General features: G+C 35.9%; 22 protein-coding genes. 14 read left to right on the forward strand and 8 right to left on the reverse strand.

The window, feature by feature from the left end:
* Positions 1–135 precede the first annotated feature (135 nt).
* Positions 136–675, forward strand: coding sequence for a GNAT family N-acetyltransferase (locus EKM63_RS06450; protein WP_125704885.1), 540 nt, complete (start codon positions 136–138; stop codon positions 673–675).
* 33 nt (positions 676–708) lie between these two features.
* Here EKM63_RS06450 and EKM63_RS06455 read toward each other — a convergent pair whose 3' ends face one another.
* The 3 genes from EKM63_RS06455 to EKM63_RS06460 all read right to left on the reverse strand — a co-directional run bounded on the left by EKM63_RS06455 (position 709) and on the right by EKM63_RS06460 (position 1,889).
* Positions 709–1,167 carry a nitroreductase family protein gene (locus EKM63_RS06455; RefSeq protein ID WP_125704887.1) on the reverse strand — a complete coding sequence of 153 codons (459 nt, stop codon included), beginning with the start codon at positions 1,165–1,167 and terminating at the stop codon, positions 709–711.
* 150 nt (positions 1,168–1,317) lie between these two features.
* Positions 1,318–1,491, reverse strand: coding sequence for a hypothetical protein (locus EKM63_RS11305; RefSeq protein WP_153383894.1), 174 nt, complete (start codon positions 1,489–1,491; stop codon positions 1,318–1,320).
* Positions 1,492–1,604: 113 nt separating this feature from the next.
* The gene (locus EKM63_RS06460) at positions 1,605–1,889 is read right to left on the reverse strand and encodes an iron-sulfur cluster repair di-iron protein, ric (protein WP_125704889.1); all 285 of its coding nucleotides are present in this window, start codon (positions 1,887–1,889) and stop codon (positions 1,605–1,607) included.
* A 163-nt stretch (positions 1,890–2,052) separates the two neighbouring features.
* Here EKM63_RS06460 and EKM63_RS06465 point away from each other — a divergent pair, with 163 nt between their 5' ends.
* Positions 2,053–2,289 (forward strand): cytochrome b5 domain-containing protein, encoded by a 237-nt coding sequence (locus EKM63_RS06465; protein WP_125704891.1) that lies wholly within the window; start codon positions 2,053–2,055, stop codon positions 2,287–2,289.
* A gap of 53 nt (positions 2,290–2,342) precedes the next feature.
* On the opposite strand, the gene EKM63_RS06470 is transcribed toward EKM63_RS06465, so the two are convergent.
* Complete coding sequence (locus EKM63_RS06470) at positions 2,343–3,095, reverse strand: Fic family protein (protein WP_125704893.1); 753 nt, start codon at positions 3,093–3,095, stop codon at positions 2,343–2,345.
* Positions 3,096–3,216: 121 nt separating this feature from the next.
* On the opposite strand from EKM63_RS06470, the gene EKM63_RS06475 reads away from it, so the two are divergent.
* The 5 genes from EKM63_RS06475 to EKM63_RS06495 all read left to right on the forward strand — a co-directional run bounded on the left by EKM63_RS06475 (position 3,217) and on the right by EKM63_RS06495 (position 9,850).
* Positions 3,217–5,751, forward strand: a complete 2,535-nt coding sequence (locus EKM63_RS06475; protein WP_125704895.1) for a M1 family metallopeptidase — start codon at positions 3,217–3,219, stop codon at positions 5,749–5,751.
* 475 nt (positions 5,752–6,226) lie between these two features.
* Positions 6,227–6,787, forward strand: coding sequence for a hypothetical protein (locus tag EKM63_RS06480; protein ID WP_125704897.1), 561 nt, complete (start codon positions 6,227–6,229; stop codon positions 6,785–6,787).
* A gap of 162 nt (positions 6,788–6,949) precedes the next feature.
* On the forward strand, positions 6,950–7,882 hold the full coding sequence (locus EKM63_RS06485; RefSeq protein ID WP_125704899.1) for a hypothetical protein: 933 nt from the start codon (positions 6,950–6,952) through the stop codon (positions 7,880–7,882).
* A 216-nt stretch (positions 7,883–8,098) separates the two neighbouring features.
* Positions 8,099–8,614 (forward strand): helix-turn-helix transcriptional regulator, encoded by a 516-nt coding sequence (locus EKM63_RS06490; RefSeq protein ID WP_164504921.1) that lies wholly within the window; start codon positions 8,099–8,101, stop codon positions 8,612–8,614.
* Between the two features lie 51 nt (positions 8,615–8,665).
* The gene (locus EKM63_RS06495; RefSeq protein WP_125704903.1) at positions 8,666–9,850 is read left to right on the forward strand and encodes a hypothetical protein; all 1,185 of its coding nucleotides are present in this window, start codon (positions 8,666–8,668) and stop codon (positions 9,848–9,850) included.
* A gap of 45 nt (positions 9,851–9,895) precedes the next feature.
* Here EKM63_RS06495 and EKM63_RS06500 read toward each other — a convergent pair whose 3' ends face one another.
* Entirely contained in the window at positions 9,896–10,675 is a 780-nt protein-coding gene (locus EKM63_RS06500; RefSeq protein WP_125704905.1) for a PhzF family phenazine biosynthesis protein, read from the reverse strand.
* A 275-nt stretch (positions 10,676–10,950) separates the two neighbouring features.
* On the opposite strand from EKM63_RS06500, the gene EKM63_RS06505 reads away from it, so the two are divergent.
* A complete protein-coding gene (locus EKM63_RS06505; RefSeq protein WP_125704907.1) occupies positions 10,951–11,586 on the forward strand; it encodes a DUF6574 domain-containing protein in 636 nt (211 codons plus the stop codon).
* A gap of 17 nt (positions 11,587–11,603) precedes the next feature.
* Positions 11,604–12,311, forward strand: coding sequence for a zinc-ribbon domain-containing protein (locus EKM63_RS06510; RefSeq protein ID WP_164504922.1), 708 nt, complete (start codon positions 11,604–11,606; stop codon positions 12,309–12,311).
* Between the two features lie 52 nt (positions 12,312–12,363).
* On the opposite strand, the gene EKM63_RS06515 is transcribed toward EKM63_RS06510, so the two are convergent.
* The 3 genes from EKM63_RS06515 to EKM63_RS06525 form a co-directional block, all read right to left on the reverse strand.
* Positions 12,364–13,062, reverse strand: coding sequence for a Bax inhibitor-1/YccA family protein (locus EKM63_RS06515; protein ID WP_125704911.1), 699 nt, complete (start codon positions 13,060–13,062; stop codon positions 12,364–12,366).
* Positions 13,063–13,143: 81 nt separating this feature from the next.
* Entirely contained in the window at positions 13,144–16,314 is a 3,171-nt protein-coding gene (locus tag EKM63_RS06520; protein ID WP_125704912.1) for an AAA family ATPase, read from the reverse strand.
* Position 16,315: 1 nt separating this feature from the next.
* Complete coding sequence (locus tag EKM63_RS06525) at positions 16,316–17,479, reverse strand: exonuclease SbcCD subunit D (protein ID WP_125704914.1); 1,164 nt, start codon at positions 17,477–17,479, stop codon at positions 16,316–16,318.
* A gap of 94 nt (positions 17,480–17,573) precedes the next feature.
* Between EKM63_RS06525 and EKM63_RS06530 the strand changes: the two genes are divergently transcribed.
* From EKM63_RS06530 to EKM63_RS06550, 5 genes are all read left to right on the forward strand, one after another.
* Positions 17,574–18,677, forward strand: a complete 1,104-nt coding sequence (locus EKM63_RS06530) for a DUF6508 domain-containing protein (protein WP_125704916.1) — start codon at positions 17,574–17,576, stop codon at positions 18,675–18,677.
* 84 nt (positions 18,678–18,761) lie between these two features.
* A complete protein-coding gene (locus EKM63_RS06535) occupies positions 18,762–19,103 on the forward strand; it encodes a hypothetical protein (protein WP_125704918.1) in 342 nt (113 codons plus the stop codon).
* 132 nt (positions 19,104–19,235) lie between these two features.
* Positions 19,236–21,014: a DUF2075 domain-containing protein gene (locus tag EKM63_RS06540; RefSeq protein ID WP_125704920.1), complete on the forward strand. Its 1,779-nt coding sequence runs from the start codon at positions 19,236–19,238 to the stop codon at positions 21,012–21,014.
* Positions 21,015–21,017: 3 nt separating this feature from the next.
* Complete coding sequence (locus tag EKM63_RS06545; RefSeq protein ID WP_125704922.1) at positions 21,018–21,353, forward strand: nucleotide pyrophosphohydrolase; 336 nt, start codon at positions 21,018–21,020, stop codon at positions 21,351–21,353.
* Between the two features lie 319 nt (positions 21,354–21,672).
* On the forward strand, positions 21,673–22,503 hold the full coding sequence (locus EKM63_RS06550; protein WP_225418270.1) for an SHOCT domain-containing protein: 831 nt from the start codon (positions 21,673–21,675) through the stop codon (positions 22,501–22,503).
* Positions 22,504–22,643 lie beyond the last annotated feature (140 nt).

Consider the following 22,643-nt stretch of genomic DNA (forward strand, 5'->3'; position numbering starts at 1 on the left):
ATGTTCTTATTACTAAATATATAATTAAGAATACCTATGTTTAAAAACGTACTTTGTACTGTAAATAGTAAAATGGAATATTATTTTTCGTCATTGTGGTAAACTACTTCTATTAATTACGAAAAGAAGAATATCATGGTAAGAATTAGACCTGTTAATATTGCTGATGCTAAGGCAGCCTTGGCAATTTACGCACCGTATGTGACCAACACATCGGTAACTTTTGAGTATGAAGTTCCAACTGAAGCCGAGTTTGAAAACCGAATTTCTGAAATTTCTAAAGTATATCCATATTTAATTGCTGAAGACGATGACGGAACGATTTTGGGATATGCATATGCCCATCGATACCGACCACGAGAAGCCTACGATTGGGCAGTTGAAATCAGTATCTACGTTGATAAAAACACTCGTGGAGCTGGAATTGGCAAGATGTTATATACAACTATGGAAGAAGAATTAGCCAAACAAAATGTGGTTAATATAGTTTCTTACGTAACTGGCGAAAACAAAAATAGTGTAGCCTTCCATGAAAAAATGGGATATCAAGAAGTTGGTATCTTGAAGAAAATGGGCTATAAATTCGATAAATGGTATGACGTTTACGTTATGCAAAAACGAATCAGTGACACTGATCATCCAGGTAAATTTATTCCAATATCAGAAATAAAATAATGCATCACTTCCTTTTTGGGAAGTGGTGCATTTTTATTTAACAATATTAATTTTAATACGATCCATAGGTATCTCACGTGGAGTGAATTTTTCAGTAGTTTGACCAACTGTCAATCCAAACACAGCACTGAATCCATCGGGCAAAACTTCGGTTGGAACTGAGCGCATGCTACCCATATTATAGTTGGAACCAAGTCCCTGGTCTTGTGCAGCCAATTCCATGTTGTGAACGATGGCTCCAGATGAAACATATTGCGAACTGCCGAGATTCTGTGCTGAAACAACGATGAATGTGGGGGCATCATAGGTTCCACCGATTTGTGCGAGAACTTTGGGATCCTGGATGACGGTCAATCGATATTCGTCATAACTACCGAGTGACACCGGTGCAGCATTTGCGGCCATCAAAATTTTCTTCAATTGTTCGTCGGTGATTTGACCTGAATATTTTCGAATTGCTCTACGTGATTTGATCATGTTTAAAGTTTCCATTATTTAACACACTCCTTGTTTGTACTTCCACCTATATATTAATCTTTTTATGGTGAAATTATAAAGAAGCAAAATGGATCATATCTGGTCAACAAGCTAGCACGTACTAAAAAATCATCAACTTTCGTTGATGATTTTTTGTTTGAAACTTTATTTTTTGAAGTAAACTAATCCTCCCCAAACTGCGGCAATAAGTGAAATCACAAGTGCAGTGGAGGGAAGCAATACCAAGTAATTCGTCGGAATCGATGTAAAGGATAAAATGCGTGAAATAATAAGCAGTGTCAATGCAATAACGAAAAGTACAATTGGTGCTTTTTTCATATTCTCACCCCATCAAAAAAGTTGTTATGTAAATAACATGACATTTATATAACAACTTTATCACTTAGAGTTCTATTTACCTATGAATTATAAAATATCCTTCAGGGATGATGTTAGGCTTTAGCGTTGATCTCATCGGCGTTAGCTAACATATGATAAGTTGCCTCAAATGTTGGGCAAACATCATCAGGAATAGCATAGTTTTGTGTGGTCTCTCGCATTTGTGCAAAATTGTTGTCGAGGTTTGCTCCAGCGGCAACAGCCTCTTTTAAGTTTAAATATTCTTTTCTTACTTCGAATACTTCTGGGTGATTCTTGCCGTGTGCGGCAGTGATTGCACGAGTAAATGTATCTAACTTATCTTGATTTTCTGATAAATAATCTTTAACTGTTGCCATTTTTGAAAACCTCTTTTCTTTTAATACCTATAGAGTACAAGAAAAAGTGGATCATTGAATTGACCAATATCAAGTTTTACAAACTTATTCATATATCTTGTTTATAGCATGATAAACATGTCATAATAGAAATATAGATATTTTTGTGAAAGAGGAGGGTATTATGGCAGAAAAAGAATTTACATTGGAAGAATTAAAAAAATATGACGGGCAAAACGGTAACAAGGCTTACGTTGCAATTGACGGTGTAGTTTATGATATGACTGATGTAGAGCCATGGAAGGGTGGCAAGCATCATGGAAATGTTGCTGGACAAGATCTGTCAGAAGTAATTCCACATGCTCCACACAAGAAGACAGTTTTACCTAAGTTGCCAATTGTCGGTAAATTAGTTAAATAATAAAAGGTTTCTGAATCTGACAGTAAAGTCGGATATCAGAAACCTTATTTTTTTTAGTCGCGAAGCTCTCGCTTAATTTTTCGAGTGGACAAATCTGAATTGTGTTCTTCTTCAATGGGCTTGCTTAATTCTTGAAGTCGGTCACTATCATTTGGAAGTAGTTTCATCATTCTCGAGAATGCAGTTTCGAGGTCGGTCTCATTTTTTGCACTGTAGTATCTCATTAACATCAAAGTAAATTCGGCTCGATCCAAATCATTGATAGGTAAGATCAAATATTTTTCATTTTCCAATGTTCCATATGCGTCGTTAGCAGCAATTAATGCTGTCCGCTTATTGCCATCTTGAAAAGGTTGCAGTTTTGATATTTCTACAAAAACCTTCCATGCATCTTGCTCTGATTTGTCTGAATCGTTGAATTTTTCTACGATTAAGTTCAGGTCACTCTTCGTAACTACGTCAGGTGGAAAGTAAGCATCTTTACTGTCATTACTGATCAAGATAGCAGTCCTATCATCAGGATTATAGTTAGCATTCCGTAAGTGACCTGGCATATTAGGTTGTTCATCAGATGCTGATTTGAATTCCTTATTGATAGCGATTATTCCGTCAGTACTGAAGCCAATTTTTTTTATTGCCGCGATTCCGTTGAGTGAATCGTTAAAAATTGCAATATCATCGGGATCGTTATTCAGTGGTTTAGTGGATTTTAAATCGAGTGCTTGTTTTGTTTGGTAAACTGTACTGCCATATCCATTTAAAGTTCCCAGAGATGTGATAAATCTTGCTAAAGCCGTGTTATCCATGATTTCCACCTCCTGAGTATTTATTGAAATCATAGCTTATTCAATCTTAGAAGTAAAACTTGTTTTATTGAAAGTCGTATAATAGAAGACGAATATATTTTTTGAAATCATGGAGGAACTTATGACTGAAATTACGCATTCTTATGATACGTTTCAACCAACACATTACGATATTTTCATAGATATCGATCGTGGAACTAAACAAATTTCTGGTAAATCTGTTATCGATGGCGAAGCTCAAGCCAAAGATATTTTTATTCAACAAAAGAATATGGAAATTGAATCTGTTCAAGCTGACGGAAACGATGTTCCTTTTGAAGTTGACAATAAAAAAGAAGTTATCAATATCACTTTGCCAAAAGCTGGCGAGACAACTTTAGCAGTTACTTACAAGGCTCCTCTAACTGACTCGATGATGGGTATTTATCCTTCATATTATGAAGTTAACGGTGAGAAAAAAGAACTTATTGGAACACAATTTGAGACAACTTTCGCACGCCAAGCATTCCCAAGTGTTGATGAACCTGAGGCTAAAGCAAAATTTGATCTAGCTATCAAGTTTGATGAAAAGCCTGGCGAAACTATTTTGGCTAACATGCCAGAAGTTCGTAAGGAAAACGGAATTCATTACTTTGACACGACTGTCCGCATGTCGACTTACTTGATTGCCTTCGCATTTGGTGACCTACAAAGCAAGCAGACTACTACTAAGAGTGGTGTAAAAGTCGGCGTATTTTCAACTAAAGCACACGAACCTAAGGAACTGGATTTTGCCTTGGACATTGCTAAACGTTCAATCGAATTCTACGAAGACTTCTATCAAACACCTTATCCACTACCACATTCATGGCAATTGGCACTACCTGATTTCTCAGCCGGTGCTATGGAAAACTGGGGCTTGGTAACTTATCGTGAAGCCTATTTGTTGCTTGATCCAGACAACACAGCTCTTGATACAAAGCAATTAGTTGCGACTGTTATTTCTCACGAATTGGCTCACCAATGGTTCGGTGATCTAGTCACAATGAAGTGGTGGGATGATCTCTGGTTAAATGAAAGTTTCGCCAACATGATGGAATATGTTGCTATCGACGCCATCGAACCTGACTGGAATGTTTGGGAATTATTCCAAACAACTGATGTTCCTGCAGCTTTGCAACGTGACGCAACTGACGGAGTTCAATCTGTCCACGTTAACGTTGAGGATCCAGCTGAAATTGATGCTTTGTTTGATAGTGCCATCGTGTATGCCAAAGGTGCCCGTATGCTAGTTATGATGCGTGCCTTGGTCGGTGACGATGCATTGCGTGAAGGTTTGAAGAATTACTTTGCTGCTCACAAATATGCTAACGCCCAAGGTTCAGACCTCTGGGATGCAGTCGGAGAAGCAGCTGGAATGGATGTTGCTTCTATCATGAACACTTGGTTGGAACAACCAGGATATCCAATCGTCCACGCCCGTGTAGTTGACGGTGATTTAAAGATTTCACAACAACAATTTTTCATTGGGGATGGCAAAGAAGTTGGCCGTCAATGGAAGATTCCGTTGAACAGTAATTACGATGTTGCTCCTAAGATTTTTGGTGACAAAGAAGTTGATCTCGGTAACTACGCGGAATTGCGCAAGTCTAACGGTGTGCCTTTCCGTGTTAATGTCGGCAATAATTCTCACTTTATTGTTCGTTATGACGATACTTTGATGAACGATATTATGGAAAACTTGGATACTGTTGATTCAATTTCACAAATGGCTATCTTGCAAGATGTTCGTTTGTTATCAGAGTCCAGACAAATTTCATACGCTGACGTTGTGCCATTGCTGAAGCATTTCGCTGATAATAAATCGACAGTTGTTAACTCAGCAATTTATCGTTTTGCATACAATTTGCGTAAGTTCATCACACCAAATACTGATGAAGAAAAGAATTTGAAGAAGTTATATAACAACTTGAGTGCCAAGCAATTGGAACGTTTAGGCTGGTCACAAAAATCTGGTGAGACAATCGATGATCAATTGACACGTCCATCAATTTTGAACGCTGCTTTGTATGCCGAAAATCCAGATGCATTGAAGTCAGCACACGAGTTATTTGAAAATAATAAAGATAACTTGGCAAGTTTGCCAGCTGATATTCGTATTTTCGTTTTGAGAAATGAAGTTAAGAATTATGGTAATGAAGCTTTGTTTGACAACTTGTTAGAGCAATATCGTCAATCAACAGATCCAAGTTACAAGTCTGATTTGTGCGTTGCTATTACAAGTACAAAGGATCCAAAGCTGATTGCAAAATTGATTGAAAAATTTGAAGATGCCAATACAATCAAACCTCAAGACTTGCGTGCTTGGTTCAGTGGAGTATTGAATAACGCTGATGGTGAACAAGCCGCTTGGGATTGGTTGAGAAATGATTGGAAATGGCTCGAAGATACAGTCGGTGGAGATATGGAGTTTACAACATATATCACCGTTGCAATGAGCGTCTTCCGTACACCAGAACGTTTGAAGGAATTCAAAGCTTTCTTCGAACCAAAAATCAATACACCAGGACTTACTCGTGAGATTTCTATGGATATTAGTATTATCGAGAGTCGTGTTGGCTTGATTTTGGATGAGAAGGATGACGTTAATGCTGCTATTAAGAATGTCGTTGGGTAACTAAATATTTAATTTCTGAGGTTCACTGCCAGACTTCGGTTAGGTTCGGCGGGGCTGGAACACAGTGAGTCGCAAGTGTGCCATAGTGCGGTCACACTGGTCTCCTTTTGTGTAGTCTCGGCCTTTGCCGAGTCAACACAAATCCCACTGTTTAGCCCCGGCGAACCTTCCCTTCGTCTTCCTGCTTATCTATGTATCCAACACTAGAGTGAAATCAAAAGTATATTTACAATTTTTTAAAGCTTGAATAACTGTAGTCATCTGAATGATAATATTCGGATGGCTATTTTTTGTTAAATATTTTGAGAATATTATTATTTATATTTTGATGTGGCTATAAGTCAGAGACTAAAGGGAGAACAGATATTAATTAAATAGTCATTTTCATATAATTCTTGTAAAACAATATGAAATATATTGAATTTAATCTCTTCATGATGTATAACGTAGTTAATTCAAAGAGGAGGATTAAATTATGTGTAGGATCAAGCTTGTTATTGATAATGTGGAATTTGAAATAGAGGGTCCACAAGAATTTGTTGACAAAAAAGTTCAAGATTTTTTAGAAACATTGCCTAAGATTAATAGGGTTCCAGTTGTACATGAAGTCGCAACAAAAAATGATACGTCACAAAAAGTAATTAGTCCAAACGAGAAGAAAACAAAATACAAAAACGAATTTCTATCAAAAAAACTTTTATATGACGATGATGGGGTTTTAACGCCAACCTTTTACATTCCTGGTAAAGGAAAAGCAGATAAAACTAGAAATTGCGCAATATTAATGGCTTATTTCGAGGATGATGTTTCTAGTGAGGATATAAAGTCTATTCTAATTAAACAAGCTGCATTCGATCAAAATAATTTCTATAAGATATTGAAGCGTTCAAACCCTAATTTGATTATTAAAAATGGAGGAGATAAGCATTTATTGAACATTTCCGTAACGACAATTGGAGAGAAAAATGCTATCGAAATGATTAAATCTATCAAATCGGGTATGGCTGGTGATTCAGAAATCAGTTTAGAAATTTGATTTAACAATTCAGTACATCGTAAATCAATATTGAATAAAAATAGCCATCCAAACTAAAATATTTGGATGGCTATTTTTATTCTGCGAAAGTCTTTAACGTCATGGAATATACGGTATAATATAAATATATTTATAACTTTATTAATTGGGGGAATTATTGTTATGACGGGGAATAAATTTATTGATCAACCGTACATCAGAGCTGTTGCAGTCCTATATTTTTTAATGTATTTTTTGGCAGCCACACATCGGACAGGTGCTTTTGGAAGTATGGCACCAGTTTTGCTTCTTGGTTCGGTTATTGGAATTATTGGATCACTCTTGCCAAAAAGGTTGGCAGCATTAGTACTTTTGGTTGGATTTGTTTTATGTCTCATTGGATATAATGTAACTCAATATCCAAATCAATCCTATTCCGGAACTTTTGTGAAAAGTCTTCTTTTTGAAGTTAGTTTAGCAGGCTCGATATATTTCTTTGTCCTTTATCAAGGTATGGCAAAGTTGGGATCCTTAATGGACTGGATTATTTGGATCTGTCTAGCCGCATTTATTGTTTACTTTATTATTGCAAAAAAAGATCAGTACTACGCTGGTGTTCAAGGGGCATTATTGCAATTTAATCATTCAGACCGTCAGACTTTATTATCTGGAAGTGGGTTTTATTTGTACTATCTTGCGACGACACAAGCGAAGTTATTTATTAATATGTTTGTAAATTTATACGCATATCAAACTGCAGCCATAATTTTGTCAAATTGGGTAGGTCATTTTTCCCAAGGACTAGCTTCGATGATATCAGGTGATTATGATGCATCTAAAAACTTGGTTGATTCATTTTTAAGCACAACCGAGTATGTCCCAGTATTTAGAGTTTTTTCAATAAGTAGGGATAAAGGTCAAACGGTTCTGAATGGCCGACAAGGTACAACCAAAGTTGTTAATGGCAGTTTGGAATTTACCAATGGGATACTAGCTATGATATTGCAAATGGGAATAATATTAGTCACATTTTACATAAGTCCTTTTATAGTATTTTTGTTCTTTTTAATTCATTTGGGTACATTCGTAAAAAACTATCGTAATGCTAACCAATAAGAAAATCATGAATAATCAATTTAGTTCCTGAATCACCTTTTTAAAAAATAAAAAACATCGAATTTAATTTCGGTGTTTTTTTGCGTGATTTAGTACTGTCTCATAAAAATAACTACTAATAGTTATCTATATGAGATAGACTGGATTTACCTCACAGGTAAATATCATTGGAAAATGAATTCAGAGAATTATCATTATCAGAAAGGGGACCTTTTCATGAAACACAGTAAAAACAGTATTGCAGTTCCGCCCGGGGCAACTATTCGCGAACAATTGCGGTATCGCAAAATGACTCAAAAAGTTTTTGCAATTCGTATGGATTTAACTGAAAAACACATTAGTCGCCTCATTAACGGAATAGTCGAATTAACGCCTGATGTTGCCAATCGCCTTGAAGATGTTCTTGGAATTCCTACGTCATATTGGAATGGACTAGAAGCTAATTATCGTTCTGAACTAGCTAGAGTTAACACTGAAATCGATAATGAAGAGGAATTAGAAATTTCAAATAAATTTCCTTATGAAGAGGCTAGTGCCAATGGTTGGTTGCCAGTGACAAACGATGCCGTGGTTAGATTGACCAATTTAAAAAAGTTTTTTGGTGTTGTTAAATTGAAGTCGTTGGAGAAATTAAATCATCTAGATAATGATCAGCCAGTTGATTATTCAGAACTTCTATTCAAACAACATGAATCAAATGAATCATTTCAGAAAGAAAATTCATCAGTTTGATTAAAAAAATTCAATGTTTTTATTAATAACAATTAGTGGAATAATATAAATATGGAAAATATATACAATGAAAAGTATTATGACCTCACAAAATATATAGGCTACTTAAGCCCACGCCTGGATAATGATGGCAATCAGATTTTACGTCGCAAGGGTTACAAAGATGATGGATTCGATGTGTTTGCCATGGTAGTGCAAGGACTCAGAGACAGATTGTTGATGTTCTGTCGTCTAATTGAGGATCCGGACCCAATAGTAGATGAAATCACCAAATATTTGTCTAATCCTAAAAATCCACTTCGAGTGCCTGACAAGGAGACTGAATTGGTCAAATTTCTCAAGCAATTGAAGGATATGGACCTTCCAGATAAGATGCCAATTGACTATGTTCAAATCCATATTGGTGAGTTCGTCAAACATGAGGTTTATGTTATAGATTTCCGGAATTTGATGTATGGTGACCAACAAGGATTCGATTCTGATCCACGTAAACTTGTAAAATTTGATAATAAAACCAAGAAAAAGTTACAGGACGCCTTTGATCAATTGCGTCTCAACTATTGGGATAGAGACTACTTTAGAGTTGATAGTGATAATGAGGATGATTTTCTTTCATGGATAGGTAGTGAATATTGGCGAATTAAGGTGAACTATCATAACGGCCGAATTATCTCGTCTTCCGGTGCTGCAGAGTATCCGTTGGAATATAATACTTTAAAAATTATTTACCAGTTTGTTCAAAATGAAATCTTACCTGAACAGAAAAGAATCTTGGCAAGTTTAATGTTTAAGCATCAACGCATATTTGCTGAAAAAGGTCCTACCATTGAAGACAACAAGTACTTTCCCATCGTTAAGAATATTCGCATTTTTGAAAAAATGAAGCTTGCTCAGTATGACATTGCCGTCATTCCTGATGATTACGATGAAATAGATAATATGGTCAAAACGGAGCACGAGGTTATTGATGATTTGGGTGGAGATTTAGCAGATTATTTTAATCGAGAAACAGATATTACCAATGCAAATTTACAAGATAAACTTGCCAAATATAGTTTAAAACATCGAGAAATTGACTTTGAATCTGTCGATGTTTCTGGGATGCCTGGAGAAGAAGTATTATTAATAATCTATGATGTCTTTCAAGTAGATCGATTTGTTGAAAATCTTTATGAAACATTATGTAGTCAAGGATACATGTTGAATTGGATGTATCGACTATTAGAAGTTGGTTAAAAAATACCGTTGCGATTTTATCAATAAATCGTAACGGTATTTTTATTAAATATTTACTTCGTTAACTGAGTAAAGTGCAGCTTCACCACTCAATTTAACACGGCCACCATCTAACTCACAGTGTAAAATTCCTGAACGATGTGATGATTGATAAGCCAAAATATTATTTTTTCCAAGCTTTTCAGCCCAGTAAGGAACAATTTGACAGTGGGCACTTCCGCAAACTGGGTCCTCTGGAACGTTTGTTTTTGGCCCAAATGAACGTGAAGAACAATCAAATTTATCGCTCTTGGCAGTTACATTGGTCAATAATCCATCGAATTGCTTCAATTTTTCTAAATCGGGATGCAGAGTTTCTACATCTTGTTCGGTGGGAAGAACACACAATAAATCACGTGCCATATAGGCTTCTATTGGACGAACTCCGAGAGCGTCTTCCATCGCATCTGTAACTTCGATTTGCTTATTTGTATAAACTGGGAAGTTCATTTGAAGCAAGTTATCTTTCTTTTCGACAGTTAAATCACCACTCTTCACGGTTGTAAATGTCACTTTGTTTGTCTTAGGTGGGAAGAATTTGAAGACAACGAATCCAGTTGCCAAGGTAGCGTGACCACATAGATCGACTTCGCCACCTGGAGTGAACCAGCGCAAGTTGTAATGATCATCGGATAGTTTCACCGCAAAGGCAGTCTCGGATAGATTGTTTTCCATAGCAATATTCTGCATCAATTTGTCTTCGGGGAATTCATCCCAGAATGTGACAGCAGCGGGATTGCCTTTGAATACTTCATTTGTAAATGCATCAACGATAAATGTTTTCATTTGGGACACCTCTCAGAAAATAATTGGGATTAGTATACTCCAAATTCATATTTTATTACAATCCATCTAATAAAATTAAAAATATTCCTAAGTAGGGAATTTGATATATTGGTTCTTCATTCTAGACTTCATTTTTATCTGTGGTATAAGATTTAGAAACTGCAAATCGCCAATGATGAAATTTAGTGGAATGGATGTTATTTATGTTGGAATGTTCAAAGTGCTCTCGAGAAGTAGAAACGGGAGACAAATTCTGCACAGAGTGTGGAGAAACAATGGATCACGGTGTTAAGGAAGAAAACTTTTTAGCCGAGATGGCGAAATGGTTTGTTCAAACGATAAAGCGACCAACGAAAGCTCCCACGACCAATAAGTATTTTGGCTTAGCTGCTTTGATAGTTAACGTTTTATTGATAAGTACAGCGGCACATATGATGATCAATAGAATTTTTTCCGTACTGCATATGATCAATTCAGACGTACCAACGGGGATGTCGTTATTTGTCAGAATATTTGTCGCAATGGTTGTATTCTTCGGAGTTCAAGTTGCTGCTGGATTTGGAATGTACCGACAGATAATTAAAGACTCGACGACTATTTATAAATTTATGAACCGAATCGCAACTTTCTCGAACTTGATGATCATCGTGGGATTGGTGTTTAACTTATTCGTAATGATCGGTGGAATTTCCTCGATGCAAAATGGCGGATTTAGATTAGCCATTTATGTCTTAGTCGGACTATTAAGCATCATTTGGGTAACAAGTTATTCGATGGTATTTTCGTTTGCAAATATTAAAGACAAGTTCGACAGAATTCAAACCGTATTGGTGACAGTTGTTGCAAACCATGCTGTCCTGGCATTAACGGGATACATTTGTTTTAAGATTATCCAAGGGATGGCAAAATAAATTAGATGAGGTTATATATGGACGAAGTAAAGTTTTGTCCAAACTGTGGGATTCAATTAATTGATGTGGAAAAATTTTGTGCTGAATGTGGAATCGACATTACAGAAAATTTTGAAGAAGTAAAAGTTGTCAAAAATGATGAGAAAAAGAGATTTAAGATTAACCTTGTTAAGTACGGGAAACTGAAAGTTTTTGGCACATTGGTGATTCTGCTGGTTGTCTTTGGAGTTGGTAGTAATTGGTATAACACCAAGGAACACCAAGTTCAGCGAATCGAATCTAGTATTGCACATGGATATACCAAGCAGATGCGTAATAATTTGATCGACCTTTCTGGAAAAAAACTGTCTAATTCCGATTTGAAAGCTCTGGCAGAGTTGGTTAAACATGATAAGAATGCTAAAAAATCAATTCATAAACAGTTAACCTCCAAAAAAGGTGAGATATTCAACCTTCGAGAAAAAGGGAAGGTCATGGGATTTTTCCCAAGATATCAGGCTGAAGTGACTTCAATGTGTATCACGGTTGAGACTGATGCTGATTACCCATTGATGTATGTTGATGGAAAAAGAGTCGTTGCTGAAGATGATTATTATGGAGATTATGAGATCAACAGGATAATGCCTGGGATCCATAAGTTGAAAATCAAAGGTTTGTTCAGTCGGTATAGTGACCAAGAGTCCAAACTGACCGTCACACCTGACATGAAATATATTATTGAGTAAATAGAAGAAAGCACATTTCAGATTATCCTGAAATGTGCCTTTTTGCGTATATCTAGTTACTGTCACCAAAGATTGAAAGTAGACTCATGAATACGTTAATGAAGTCTAATACTAAGTTGATTGAAGCTACCAATGCGATAGCACCAAGACTTTCTGAACCTTCAGCTTGTGCATAAATACGTTTGATATTTTGCGAATCAAAGGCAATGTAGAATAAGAAAATTACTACGACTGCGATATTGATAAGTAACATCATCATTGAACTCTTGAAAATCAAAATGTTGATCAATGATACGACGATGATTGAAATCAAGCCGATCATCAATGTTCTGCTCCAAGTTGTTAAATCTTTTTTCGTAATGAAACCGAAGGCTGCAGCAACAATGAAGACTGCCGAAGTAACAACCAGCGCTTGAGTGATGCTAGCTGCTGAATACAAGTAGAAAATTGGAACACCGATTACCGAAAGTGCAACCAAGAATGCTACATAACTGACAAACGTCATAAAATACGATCGAGTTGCGAAGTAGTTACAAAGGCTGATGAATCCGAATGCCACAGCAACTACCAGAATAGTGAAGATAATGCTGTGTGCACCAGCTAAGCTGAAAATAGCTTTCGAAAGACCGGCATTTCTGGCAATTGCATTTGCGACGACCAGCCACAATGCGATTCCAAAACCAGTGTACAAGTACACAAGAGAAGTGAAACGAGCCAAACCATTGGCTTTTGCTTTATCTATAGTTTGCATAAAATCCTCCTTATTTAGTGATTTATATTATAACAATTGTACAATACTATTTCACGTTTAGTGTAATACCTTGATTTTATCTTATTTACTAATCAATCGAACACGACTACGTCCGTCGCCAACTTTTTCAATAAGAACTTGTTGACCGATAGTAGCTTTCATACTATCGATATGACTGATAACTCCAACCATGCGGTTTTCGCCAATAGTTTCCAAAGCTACCATGGCTTTCTCCAATGTCTCGTGATCGAGTGACCCAAATCCTTCATCGACAAATAGGGCATCGATTTGAACTCCGTTGGCTGATGACTGAACAACTTCACTCAATGATAGGGCAATCGATAGGGCAGCAATAAATGTCTCTCCACCTGACAAGGTATTTGATGAACGGATTGCGCCTGTTTCGTTATCGTAAACGTTGATATCTAGACCGTGGTCGGTACGCTTGTTGGCACCTTCGCTGGCGATTTCAAACGTATAACGGTTGTTAGAAAGCAGGTTGATGAAGTGATCATTGGCATAATTAAGAACTTTACGCAGGTAATTTTGAACAACATATGTCTCGAGCTTTAGCTTATCTTCGTTACCTTCACGGCCATTAACAACGTTGTACAAGCTAGTAATTTCCGACAATTTCTTCGCAAAACTGCCTTGTTCCTTCATTATATGTTGAATATTCTCATAGCTATTTTGAGTATTGTTGAAAATAATATTTAGCTCAGTTACTTGTTTAAGAAGCGCATTACTTTTTTCTTTCGCTTCAGATAGTGCAATCTGTAGTTTTTCAATATCAGGAACTTTCTTACCTTCCAATTCAGCGGAGTTCTTTTGAATATCCTGTTCGAGAATTTCTTTCTCTTTTTGATATCCAGTAATAGTAGCTTGAAGTTCCGAAATGCTGCCGTCATTGATTTCATCAATCCATGATTTTAAGATGTCTTCACTATCAGTTTTTGCGTTTTCATCAGATAACGCCTGTTTCAAAGACTCTTTAAGTTTCTTGATTGAGGCTGTTTTATTTTCAATTTGGGTGTTCAAATCTTTCAATCTGGTTTGGATATTTGATAAAACTTTATCAGCTTCTTGGGCAACTTTCTTGGCTTCTTCGAATTTTGTTTGAAATTCTGCTATAGCATGCTCCAAGTCTGATTTTTCGGAAAGAAGTTCAGTACTATTTTTGTCCTCAATATCTTTTAATTCGGTGGAAAGTTTTTCCAACTCAGTCTGATAGGTCTTGAGATTAGCAGTTTTGCCAGACAGAGTTAACTTGATTTCAGAGACCAAGTTATTTTGAACTTGAAGTGATTGTTCTAGTTCTTTGATTTCAGAATTTATTTTACGGGATGCCTCTAGCTTGTCATCAACTTCAGCGATGGCCTCAACAAATAATCGAGCGATTTTTACATCATCAAATTTATCGGGGAAATCCAATTTTGAATCAGCAATCAAGTTTGTATAGTTTGAAGCCAAGTCATCTTGAGATTTTTTCAGCTCAGCAGTTTTAGTTTTAATCTCACTAGCATTGTCAGCAACGTTCTTTTGGACAACTTTTAAATTGTTTTCTGCAGCAGCATATGTCTTTTGAGAATCATCGACTGCTTGCATTGAAGCTTTCAATTTAGACTCATCCGCATCGGCGTTATGAACAACGTTGGGATGTTCCGTAGATCCACAAACCACGCAAGGCTTTCCGTCTTCCAATTCTAGTTGGAGTTGGGCAATCATCAGTGATTGACGAGTTTTGATTTTGTCATTGTAATCAGATTCAGCAGACTCTAATTCTGTTTTACTGGTTTCCAATTGTTTTTCTAACGCATCAGATTTTTTCTTTAACTCAGTGACTTGATCAGTGACGTTGCTGATGGAGTTTTCAAGAGGTGAAAGAGATTTGTTGAGCTGTTCACGTTCAGCTAACAAACTATCTTTGCTAGCTTGAAGTTCGTCTGCATTAACCGTTTTGGATTTCTTGTCTTCAATTGATTTAGAAATTTCAGCTGACTTGTCAGATTTTGTTTTGATATCGGCTTCTAATTGAGAAATTTCTGGAGTCAGTTTTTCAATGTTAGCGTTCAATTCCTCGTAGCGTTGGACTTTGGGAATCAACGTTGTTAAAGACTTAACACGTTTATCTTTTTCGTCAAAGTCAGTAGATTGATCAGAAAGTTTTTTCGAAGTTGCAATAGCTATGTCATTAGCCTTCTTAGCATCATCAACTTGACCATTCATAGATTCTTTATCAGCAATATTTTTAGCCAAGTCACGATTGCTAATTTCCAAATCACGGACAGTATCTTTGAAGCTATTAGCCCAGTCCAGTTCGGCATAATGGGCTTGCTTGGCTTTAACATCTGCTTCTTTAGCAACAATATTTTCTTGGTACTTCTTCTTGGAATCTGCCAAATCTGAGAATTTTTTCTGTAATTCACGGCCAGCTTGGAAAGCATTATCTGCCTTTTCAAGAGCTTTATCAGCGGTAGTAGACTCAGTTTTAGCCACCTGCAGTTTTTCGTTACGGGCATCGACAAATGTCTTCAAAACTACGACTTTTTGTTCATCAGATTCGTGTGATAATGCTTCTTTTTCTTCATCTGATAGATTTATCGTGTCATATTGAACAGCAAGGTCATTTGCAAATTTTTCACTTTGCTTACGTGATGAATCATATGTGTCCTTTAATTTTGAAGTGAAGTCTGAGAATACCTGTGTACCAAAAATTTTCTTCAGGATTTTCTCTTTATCAGCTGTATTAGATTTCAAAAACTCTGAGAAATCGTTCTGTGGTAACAAGATTATCTTCTTAAATTGATCTGCAGAAAGATTGAGAATTCCGGATATTTCAGTTCCAACGTCCATGCTCTTTGAGGCAATCGATTCTATTTCAACTCCACCGACTTCTTCAACGATTCCTAATTTGGCATCTGAGTTCTTTTTCGTAAGGCCTTTACCACTCTTTTTAGCGAGCCACTGTTCGGGTTTTCTCTCTATCTTATAGAGATTGTTACCTTGCTCAAAATAGAAAATTACCCGAGTTTCCTGATTATCTGGAGCAAATTGACTACGCATTTCCTTAGCATCTCGGTCACCAGTTGTCGTGCCAAATAACGCAAAGGTCATCGCATCAAAAATCGTTGATTTACCGGCACCAGTATCACCTCCGATTAGGAAAATAGGGGCTTCCTCCAGTTTTCTAAAATCAATGATCGAGTGCTCATGTGGTCCAAAATAATTCATTTCCAAATAGACTGGTTTCATGCTATTCTCCCTTCTGCAATTCTACAAAAATATTGTCGACTAACTCTTTTTGATCTTTAGAAAGTGGGTCACCAGTGATGGATTGGTAAAATTGTCCGACCACATCTTCATGACTCATTTCACCGATATTTTGTCTAGTAGATTCATTATCCTCTTCGCTTTTTACACGTTGGTAATCCAACTCAACAACTGTTCCATAAATTTGTTGTAGTTCAGCACGGACATTGGCATGAATGTGTTCGCTAGGTTTGAACTCCTTGATAGTTATGGCGAACCAGGCTTTGTCGGTTGGTTGAGTTTTATAGAATGCCGGATCCAGTAAGGTTTTCCAGTTTTCTTCTAATACAATCAAGTCAGTTACAGGAGTTATTTCGTGGAATTTACTTGTGATGGAATTTTCTGTAATATCAACAATATAGACACCTTTATTTTTATGTTGCATACGAGCTTCTTTAACATTGAATTTTACGGGACTGCCTGAATACTTGATGTTCTCAGCAGGGGAGGCATTATGAGTATGGATGTGTCCTAACATAACGTAATCAAATTTGTCGAATTGACTAGCAGTTAAAGTGGCAAGACCTCCGACTTTAGACGAAGTTTCACTTGTTAATTCTATTTCTTCATCAGCACTTGGAGTCACAGCAAAATGAGTTATCAGAATATGTTTTTTATTGGCATCAAATAATTTATACATATCTGCCAAAACTAAATCCATGGCGTCACCAATCGTATGAATATCGTCGTTACCGTAGTAAACACGAGCATCCATTGGATCGAAAAACGGCAACATGAAAATTTGTGCTTCAGGGGTCTCGATAGGTGTGAAAGCTTCTTCTAACAAGGTATTCAGATGAAAGTTAGATAGCTCCATCCATGTACGACCGTAGTTCAGACGCTTGCTACCATCGTGATTACCAGAAATTGCATATATTGGTAATTTGTTTTCGATATTGATAGTCTGCAACATTTCGTCCAAAGCAGTTACAGCATTGGTGCTGGGAACGGCGCGGTCATAGATGTCACCCGCTATAACGATTCCATCCACATCCTCGTCCTTGGCGATTTGGATAATTTGTTTGAAAGCTGCCTTCTGTTCATCCAAAAGCGAAAACCCGTTAAGCGTGCGGCCAATATGCCAGTCGGCTGTGTGTAAAAGTTTCATTCTGATACCTCCGTGTATATTAATTGTAATTGTAGCAAAGTTAGAGTTTAATGCAGGTAAAATAAGAATTATATGTAAGGACGGCGAAAATATTATGGCAATCTCAGATCAAAAATATAACGATTTGACCAAGTTTGTTGGACAATTGAGTCCCCAAGTTGACTTGGATAATAGAAGAATGTTGAAACTAGTTCGAGGCTCTCAAGATAAATTTGAGGAAATAAGCCCTGGAGCATTTCGATTTGCCTTCAGAATTTTCTTGATCCAATATCCCGGTGAGCAACAGATATTGCAACCAATAGAACGTTGCTTGCAAGCTGATAATAGTCAGTTAGTTTCCTATAGTAAAGAAACTGAATTGGTGCGTCTGCTGAAACGATTGAAGGATATCGATTGGAAGAACGCTGATGTCAAAATTGATAAAATCAGTTTTAGCGCAGGAGGATTCGGACCCGTACCTGATAAAATTACGCTAGATTTCGCAGATAAATTGATGATTCGTGAAAATGATTATTTGCATGAAGATCGAGATGTCGTCATTCCAATGAGTGACGGGATTGCCTATAGCAAGCTAGCAGTCTTGCAACAGCTACATCTTGAATATTGGGACACCAATTACTTTTCAGAGATTACCAATGGCGAGCAGTGGCAAGTGTCCATCCATTATAGTGATGGAACTAAGCAGGAAATCTGGGGTTCAAACGCCTATCCACTGGGCTTCGATAAATTTAGAGAGCTGTTTGAGGAAATAGATTTCGATACAGTTAAGCCAAAACCTGCTCTTAAGAAAATTGTTTCCTATGATAGTAATAAGTTTTACGACATTATCAAGTATATTCCAACGATTGAGGAACGCACTAGTGGTAAATGGTTGAACGAAAAAGGACTCGGGCGACATCCATACTATCAGTATGAAGATATCATTTTTGATTTTATAACTGACGTGAATGAATTTGTTGAAAACAATACTGAAATTAATATTCGTGACTATCAAGAAATATTATTGATATCTGGAATCGAAGTTGACATTCAATCCTTTGAAAACGTGGATGTATCAAAAGCAGCCGAGGATATCGTGCTTTGTCTGATCTATGCACAGATAAAACAAGAACGGTTAGTCGAAGGAAGTTTGAGTGTTTCCCTACGAAACGGCGTTATGTTGGACTGGTTAAAACGACTAGAAGAATTAGGAAAATAAATTACAGTATGCCACATTTTACTTTCTGAAAATAAACTAGTATTATGGTATTTATATTTTCAGAAACAAATGGGGGCATTATAAATGCATTTAAAGAAATTAGTAGCAGGATTATTGATAGTCGTTGCACTATTAGCAGTCGGAATCGGATTGAGTAGTACATCAACAAAGTCAGCAAATGAAGCATTTGCTACAACATATAATCATGAAAACGCAACAAAGAAAACAAGTTTGAAGACAGCCACACAAGCTAGAGAATTCTTAGCTAACAAGTATGGGGATGCCGGTTGGACCAGCACATACTCAAGTAAAGATAAGAAAGCCAACTTGTATTGGACATTCGTTGCAACAAAAGATAGCGACAACGGATTAGTTAAGGCCGGACATACACTTTATGTGCATGATGATGGCACTGTTGTTTATTAAAATATTTGACCGTTAGGGAAATTTTCCCTGACGGTTTTTTTGCTTTATAAAGAGTTATAAATAAAACAAGCTTTATCAAAAACGTTTTGCAAGGTATCATGGTACCAACAAAGAAGTTTGGAGACTCTACAATTGGTAAAAATTTCTGCCCCTATTATTCGAAAATTTGAATATTCTCAAAATGAAATTCAAAGTCTAGATAAAGAAATAACAAACGAGAAAGATAGCAAATTATTATTACGCTATCCAACAATATATATAGTTAATGATCAATTTTCTGATGACAAATATTCTATTTACGTTGGTGAGACCACAGATATTAAGCGTAGATCCTTGGAGCATTTACAAAATGACTCTAAAGAGGATGCTGCAATTGATGAAAGTTCTCAAAAGTTTTGGCAAGATGTAGATAATTCAAAAGATGCAGAAATGTACTTAATAGGACATGAACACTTTAATAAGTCACTGACATTGGATATTGAGAATAAATTGATTCATTATATGTCAGGCATTGATAAGGTGGATCATCTATATAATAGAAGAACTAATCAACAAGAGGATTATTATACATCAGATGAATTGAATCCAATTTTTTCGAAAATTTGGAATAAGCTAAGAAATGATAATAGAGAATTATTTCCCTTAGAGCGAGTTATTCGGGATTCGGCCATTTTTAAAGCTTCACCTTTCCATAAATTAACTAAGGAACAATTTGATGCTAGAGATCAAATAATTATGAAAATCGAGGAAGCTCTTAACAGAAATAAAGAGGGTCAATTAATTCTCGTAAGCGGCGAAGCTGGTTCCGGTAAAACGGTTCTTTTAAGTAGCTTATTTTATGAATTATCCCAATTATCTACTAAAAATGGAGATAATAAGATTCTTGAAGGAAGTTCTCAGTACTTACTAGTTAATCATGATCAGCAGTTAAAAGTGTATGAACAAATAATCGAGAAGCTTGGATTAAGTTCTAAGGATGGAAAGAAAATTGTAACGAAACCAACAATGTTTCTAAATGAGCATGAAAGTCTTGATAAGAAGGCGGATGTGATTTTAGTGGATGAAGCGCATTTACTGTGGACTCAAGGAAAACAGGCGTATCGTGGTGAAAACCAATTACAGGATTTGTTGGATAGGGCAAAAGTAGTTGTTGCGATATTTGATGAGAATCAAATTCTATCTAGAGAACAGTATGTAGATGAAAATGAGATGCGTAAAAGATTACACGAAGCAGATTTATCTGGGAACTATATTAGATTAGAAAATCAAATGAGAATGCATGCAAATCCAGATACCATCGGTTGGATAAGAAACGTAATTGATAAACATGAAATATTCAAGATTCCAACTGATCATCAATATGATCTCAAAGTTTTTGATTCACCTGAGAATATGTTCAAAGCTATTGCGGATAAGTCTAAAAACCAAGATTCGGGTATTTCTAGAATGTTGGCAACATTTGACTGGGAGTATATTGACAAAAAGAAACCAGAAAATGAAGATTACTGGAATGTAAAAGTTGGTGATTTTTCTATGCCATGGAATCTTCAATTGCCAGAAACAAAAGAGCAAAAACTTAAAAATAGAAACTTGGCTTGGGCTGAACAAGAACAAACTATCAATGAAATTGGATCGACTTTTACGATTCAAGGATTTGATTTAAATTATGCCGGTGTAATTATTGGACCGTCCGTTAAATATAGAGATGGGAAAATAATTTTTGATAAAAAATGTAGCAAGAATAAAAAAGCTACGCAAAGAAGAACTTATAACGGGAAGAAATTAGATATCTCAGATAGGCTTTTAAATAATGAATTAAACGTCTTATTAACTAGGGGCGTTAATGGTCTATATATCTATGCAGTTGACGAACAGTTGCAGAGGAAGTTAATGGAGTCACAGGAGGAATAGAAAATGCCACAATCATCGATGGAAAAAATAAATAAATTTAGAGACGATAGAAATTGGAGACAATTTCATAATGAGAAGGATCTTGCAATCTCCATTTCTTTGGAAGCATCTGAATTACTCGAATTATTCCAATGGAAGCAATCAAAAGAAGTTGTTGAGAAGAAACCAGAACAGTTAAAAGAAGAGTTGGCAGATGTACTAATTTATTCATACATGATGGCTGATAATTTAAATCTTGATATTGATGAGATCATTGAAAGTAAACTAGAAAAAAATAATAAGAAATATCCAGTTGATAAAAGTTTCGGCAATAATTTAAAATATAATCAACTAAAATAAAAAGATCCCTCACACCCAAATGAGGAATCTCAATAAAATTTTCTTGTTACCCAAGGAAGTATTTAGTTTTCGTAGAATCTAAATGGTTAATTCCAACAGACGGGTGTTGTATCCGCCTGCATCATCAATATAAACCCAAACATAAATTTATTAAACAAAAAAGCACTCTTAAATTTAACTTTAAGGGTGTTTTTTCCATGTTTGAGATAATATTATCGATTTATGAAATTCTGTATAGATTTTTATGTGAAATTCCAGATATGTATTTTCAAAATTGGTTGATACAATTTATTTAGTTTATATGTCAGGAGTTAATAGAATGTCTACAAAAGTATGCGAAATTTGTAAAAAGAAACTTGGCCTTTTAAAAACGAGGTATCATTTATACTCTGCTAATGTTGTTTGCTGTAATTGTGCTCACAATGCAATGTCCAAATTAAATTTATTTGATGTTGATGGTGATATTGATACATTGAATAAAATAGATATCAAACAATTAAGTAAAATCGCAACGGAAGATGTAACTTCTGAATACTTATATGAAGTTTTGCATAAAAGAAATGAAGTAATTATTGAGGATCCTAAATTTGTTATGGAAAGGTGTCAAAGCGCCGGTGATTTTCATGCTGACTTTCACTCTAAAATTCTTATGTTGACTGTTGAATCAATTCCGAAAGGAACTTGCTACAGATTTTCGGAAATTACTTCGTACATTCCTCATTTAGTAACACGAGAAGGAAAATCATACAATGGAATTACTAGAGCTGCAGTTGGAGGTATACTTCTTGGACCTGCTGGTGCCGTGGTTGGAGCTGTAACAGCATCTAGAGGTGAAGACCTGATAAGCCGTATAGCGATAACTGTTTACCTTAATGATGGATCATCGTTCGAAGTCAATATCCTAAAGAATATGAGTGGTTCTGAAGATATTGAAGTTGTTAATGAGTCAAAACGACAATTTGAGGATATAACGATACTACTTGATCGAATTTTAGATATCAACAAAATGAATGAGAATAAAGAAACGTCCATGCAAAATGACCAATCATTTAGTATTGCAGATGAAATTATTAAATATAAAGAATTATTAGATATGGGTATCATTAATGAAGAACAATTTGAAACACAGAAAGAAAAATTATTACAATAAAAAAGATGCGCCCCAAACCAAACTGAAGTGCACCCTCTTAATTGGAGACAATTAGGAGGGTATTTTTCTATGGCCAAATATACGATTGACCAAAAATTAGAGGCAATTTCAATGTATGAATCTGGACAAGGTAGTACTAC

Origin of the sequence: Companilactobacillus mishanensis (assembly GCF_003946505.1) — a bacterium.
In the GTDB taxonomy this organism is placed as follows: domain Bacteria; phylum Bacillota; class Bacilli; order Lactobacillales; family Lactobacillaceae; genus Companilactobacillus; species Companilactobacillus mishanensis.

Excerpts from the sequence above, each read along its gene's own strand:
- EKM63_RS06450 (WP_125704885.1), top strand. The coding sequence starts at position 136 with ATGGTAAGAATTAGACCTGTTAATATTGCTGATGCTAAGGCAGCCTTG.
- EKM63_RS06455 (WP_125704887.1), bottom strand. The coding sequence starts at position 1,167 with ATGGAAACTTTAAACATGATCAAATCACGTAGAGCAATTCGAAAATAT.
- EKM63_RS11305 (WP_153383894.1), bottom strand. The coding sequence starts at position 1,491 with ATGAAAAAAGCACCAATTGTACTTTTCGTTATTGCATTGACACTGCTT.
- EKM63_RS06460 (WP_125704889.1), bottom strand. The coding sequence starts at position 1,889 with ATGGCAACAGTTAAAGATTATTTATCAGAAAATCAAGATAAGTTAGAT.
- EKM63_RS06465 (WP_125704891.1), top strand. The coding sequence starts at position 2,053 with ATGGCAGAAAAAGAATTTACATTGGAAGAATTAAAAAAATATGACGGG.
- EKM63_RS06470 (WP_125704893.1), bottom strand. The coding sequence starts at position 3,095 with ATGGATAACACGGCTTTAGCAAGATTTATCACATCTCTGGGAACTTTA.
- EKM63_RS06475 (WP_125704895.1), top strand. The coding sequence starts at position 3,217 with ATGACTGAAATTACGCATTCTTATGATACGTTTCAACCAACACATTAC.
- EKM63_RS06480 (WP_125704897.1), top strand. The coding sequence starts at position 6,227 with ATGTGTAGGATCAAGCTTGTTATTGATAATGTGGAATTTGAAATAGAG.
- EKM63_RS06485 (WP_125704899.1), top strand. The coding sequence starts at position 6,950 with ATGACGGGGAATAAATTTATTGATCAACCGTACATCAGAGCTGTTGCA.
- EKM63_RS06490 (WP_164504921.1), top strand. The coding sequence starts at position 8,099 with ATGAAACACAGTAAAAACAGTATTGCAGTTCCGCCCGGGGCAACTATT.
- EKM63_RS06495 (WP_125704903.1), top strand. The coding sequence starts at position 8,666 with ATGGAAAATATATACAATGAAAAGTATTATGACCTCACAAAATATATA.
- EKM63_RS06500 (WP_125704905.1), bottom strand. The coding sequence starts at position 10,675 with ATGAAAACATTTATCGTTGATGCATTTACAAATGAAGTATTCAAAGGC.
- EKM63_RS06505 (WP_125704907.1), top strand. The coding sequence starts at position 10,951 with ATGGATCACGGTGTTAAGGAAGAAAACTTTTTAGCCGAGATGGCGAAA.
- EKM63_RS06510 (WP_164504922.1), top strand. The coding sequence starts at position 11,604 with ATGGACGAAGTAAAGTTTTGTCCAAACTGTGGGATTCAATTAATTGAT.
- EKM63_RS06515 (WP_125704911.1), bottom strand. The coding sequence starts at position 13,062 with ATGCAAACTATAGATAAAGCAAAAGCCAATGGTTTGGCTCGTTTCACT.
- EKM63_RS06520 (WP_125704912.1), bottom strand. The coding sequence starts at position 16,314 with ATGAAACCAGTCTATTTGGAAATGAATTATTTTGGACCACATGAGCAC.
- EKM63_RS06525 (WP_125704914.1), bottom strand. The coding sequence starts at position 17,479 with ATGAAACTTTTACACACAGCCGACTGGCATATTGGCCGCACGCTTAAC.
- EKM63_RS06530 (WP_125704916.1), top strand. The coding sequence starts at position 17,574 with ATGGCAATCTCAGATCAAAAATATAACGATTTGACCAAGTTTGTTGGA.
- EKM63_RS06535 (WP_125704918.1), top strand. The coding sequence starts at position 18,762 with ATGCATTTAAAGAAATTAGTAGCAGGATTATTGATAGTCGTTGCACTA.
- EKM63_RS06545 (WP_125704922.1), top strand. The coding sequence starts at position 21,018 with ATGCCACAATCATCGATGGAAAAAATAAATAAATTTAGAGACGATAGA.
- EKM63_RS06550 (WP_225418270.1), top strand. The coding sequence starts at position 21,673 with ATGTCTACAAAAGTATGCGAAATTTGTAAAAAGAAACTTGGCCTTTTA.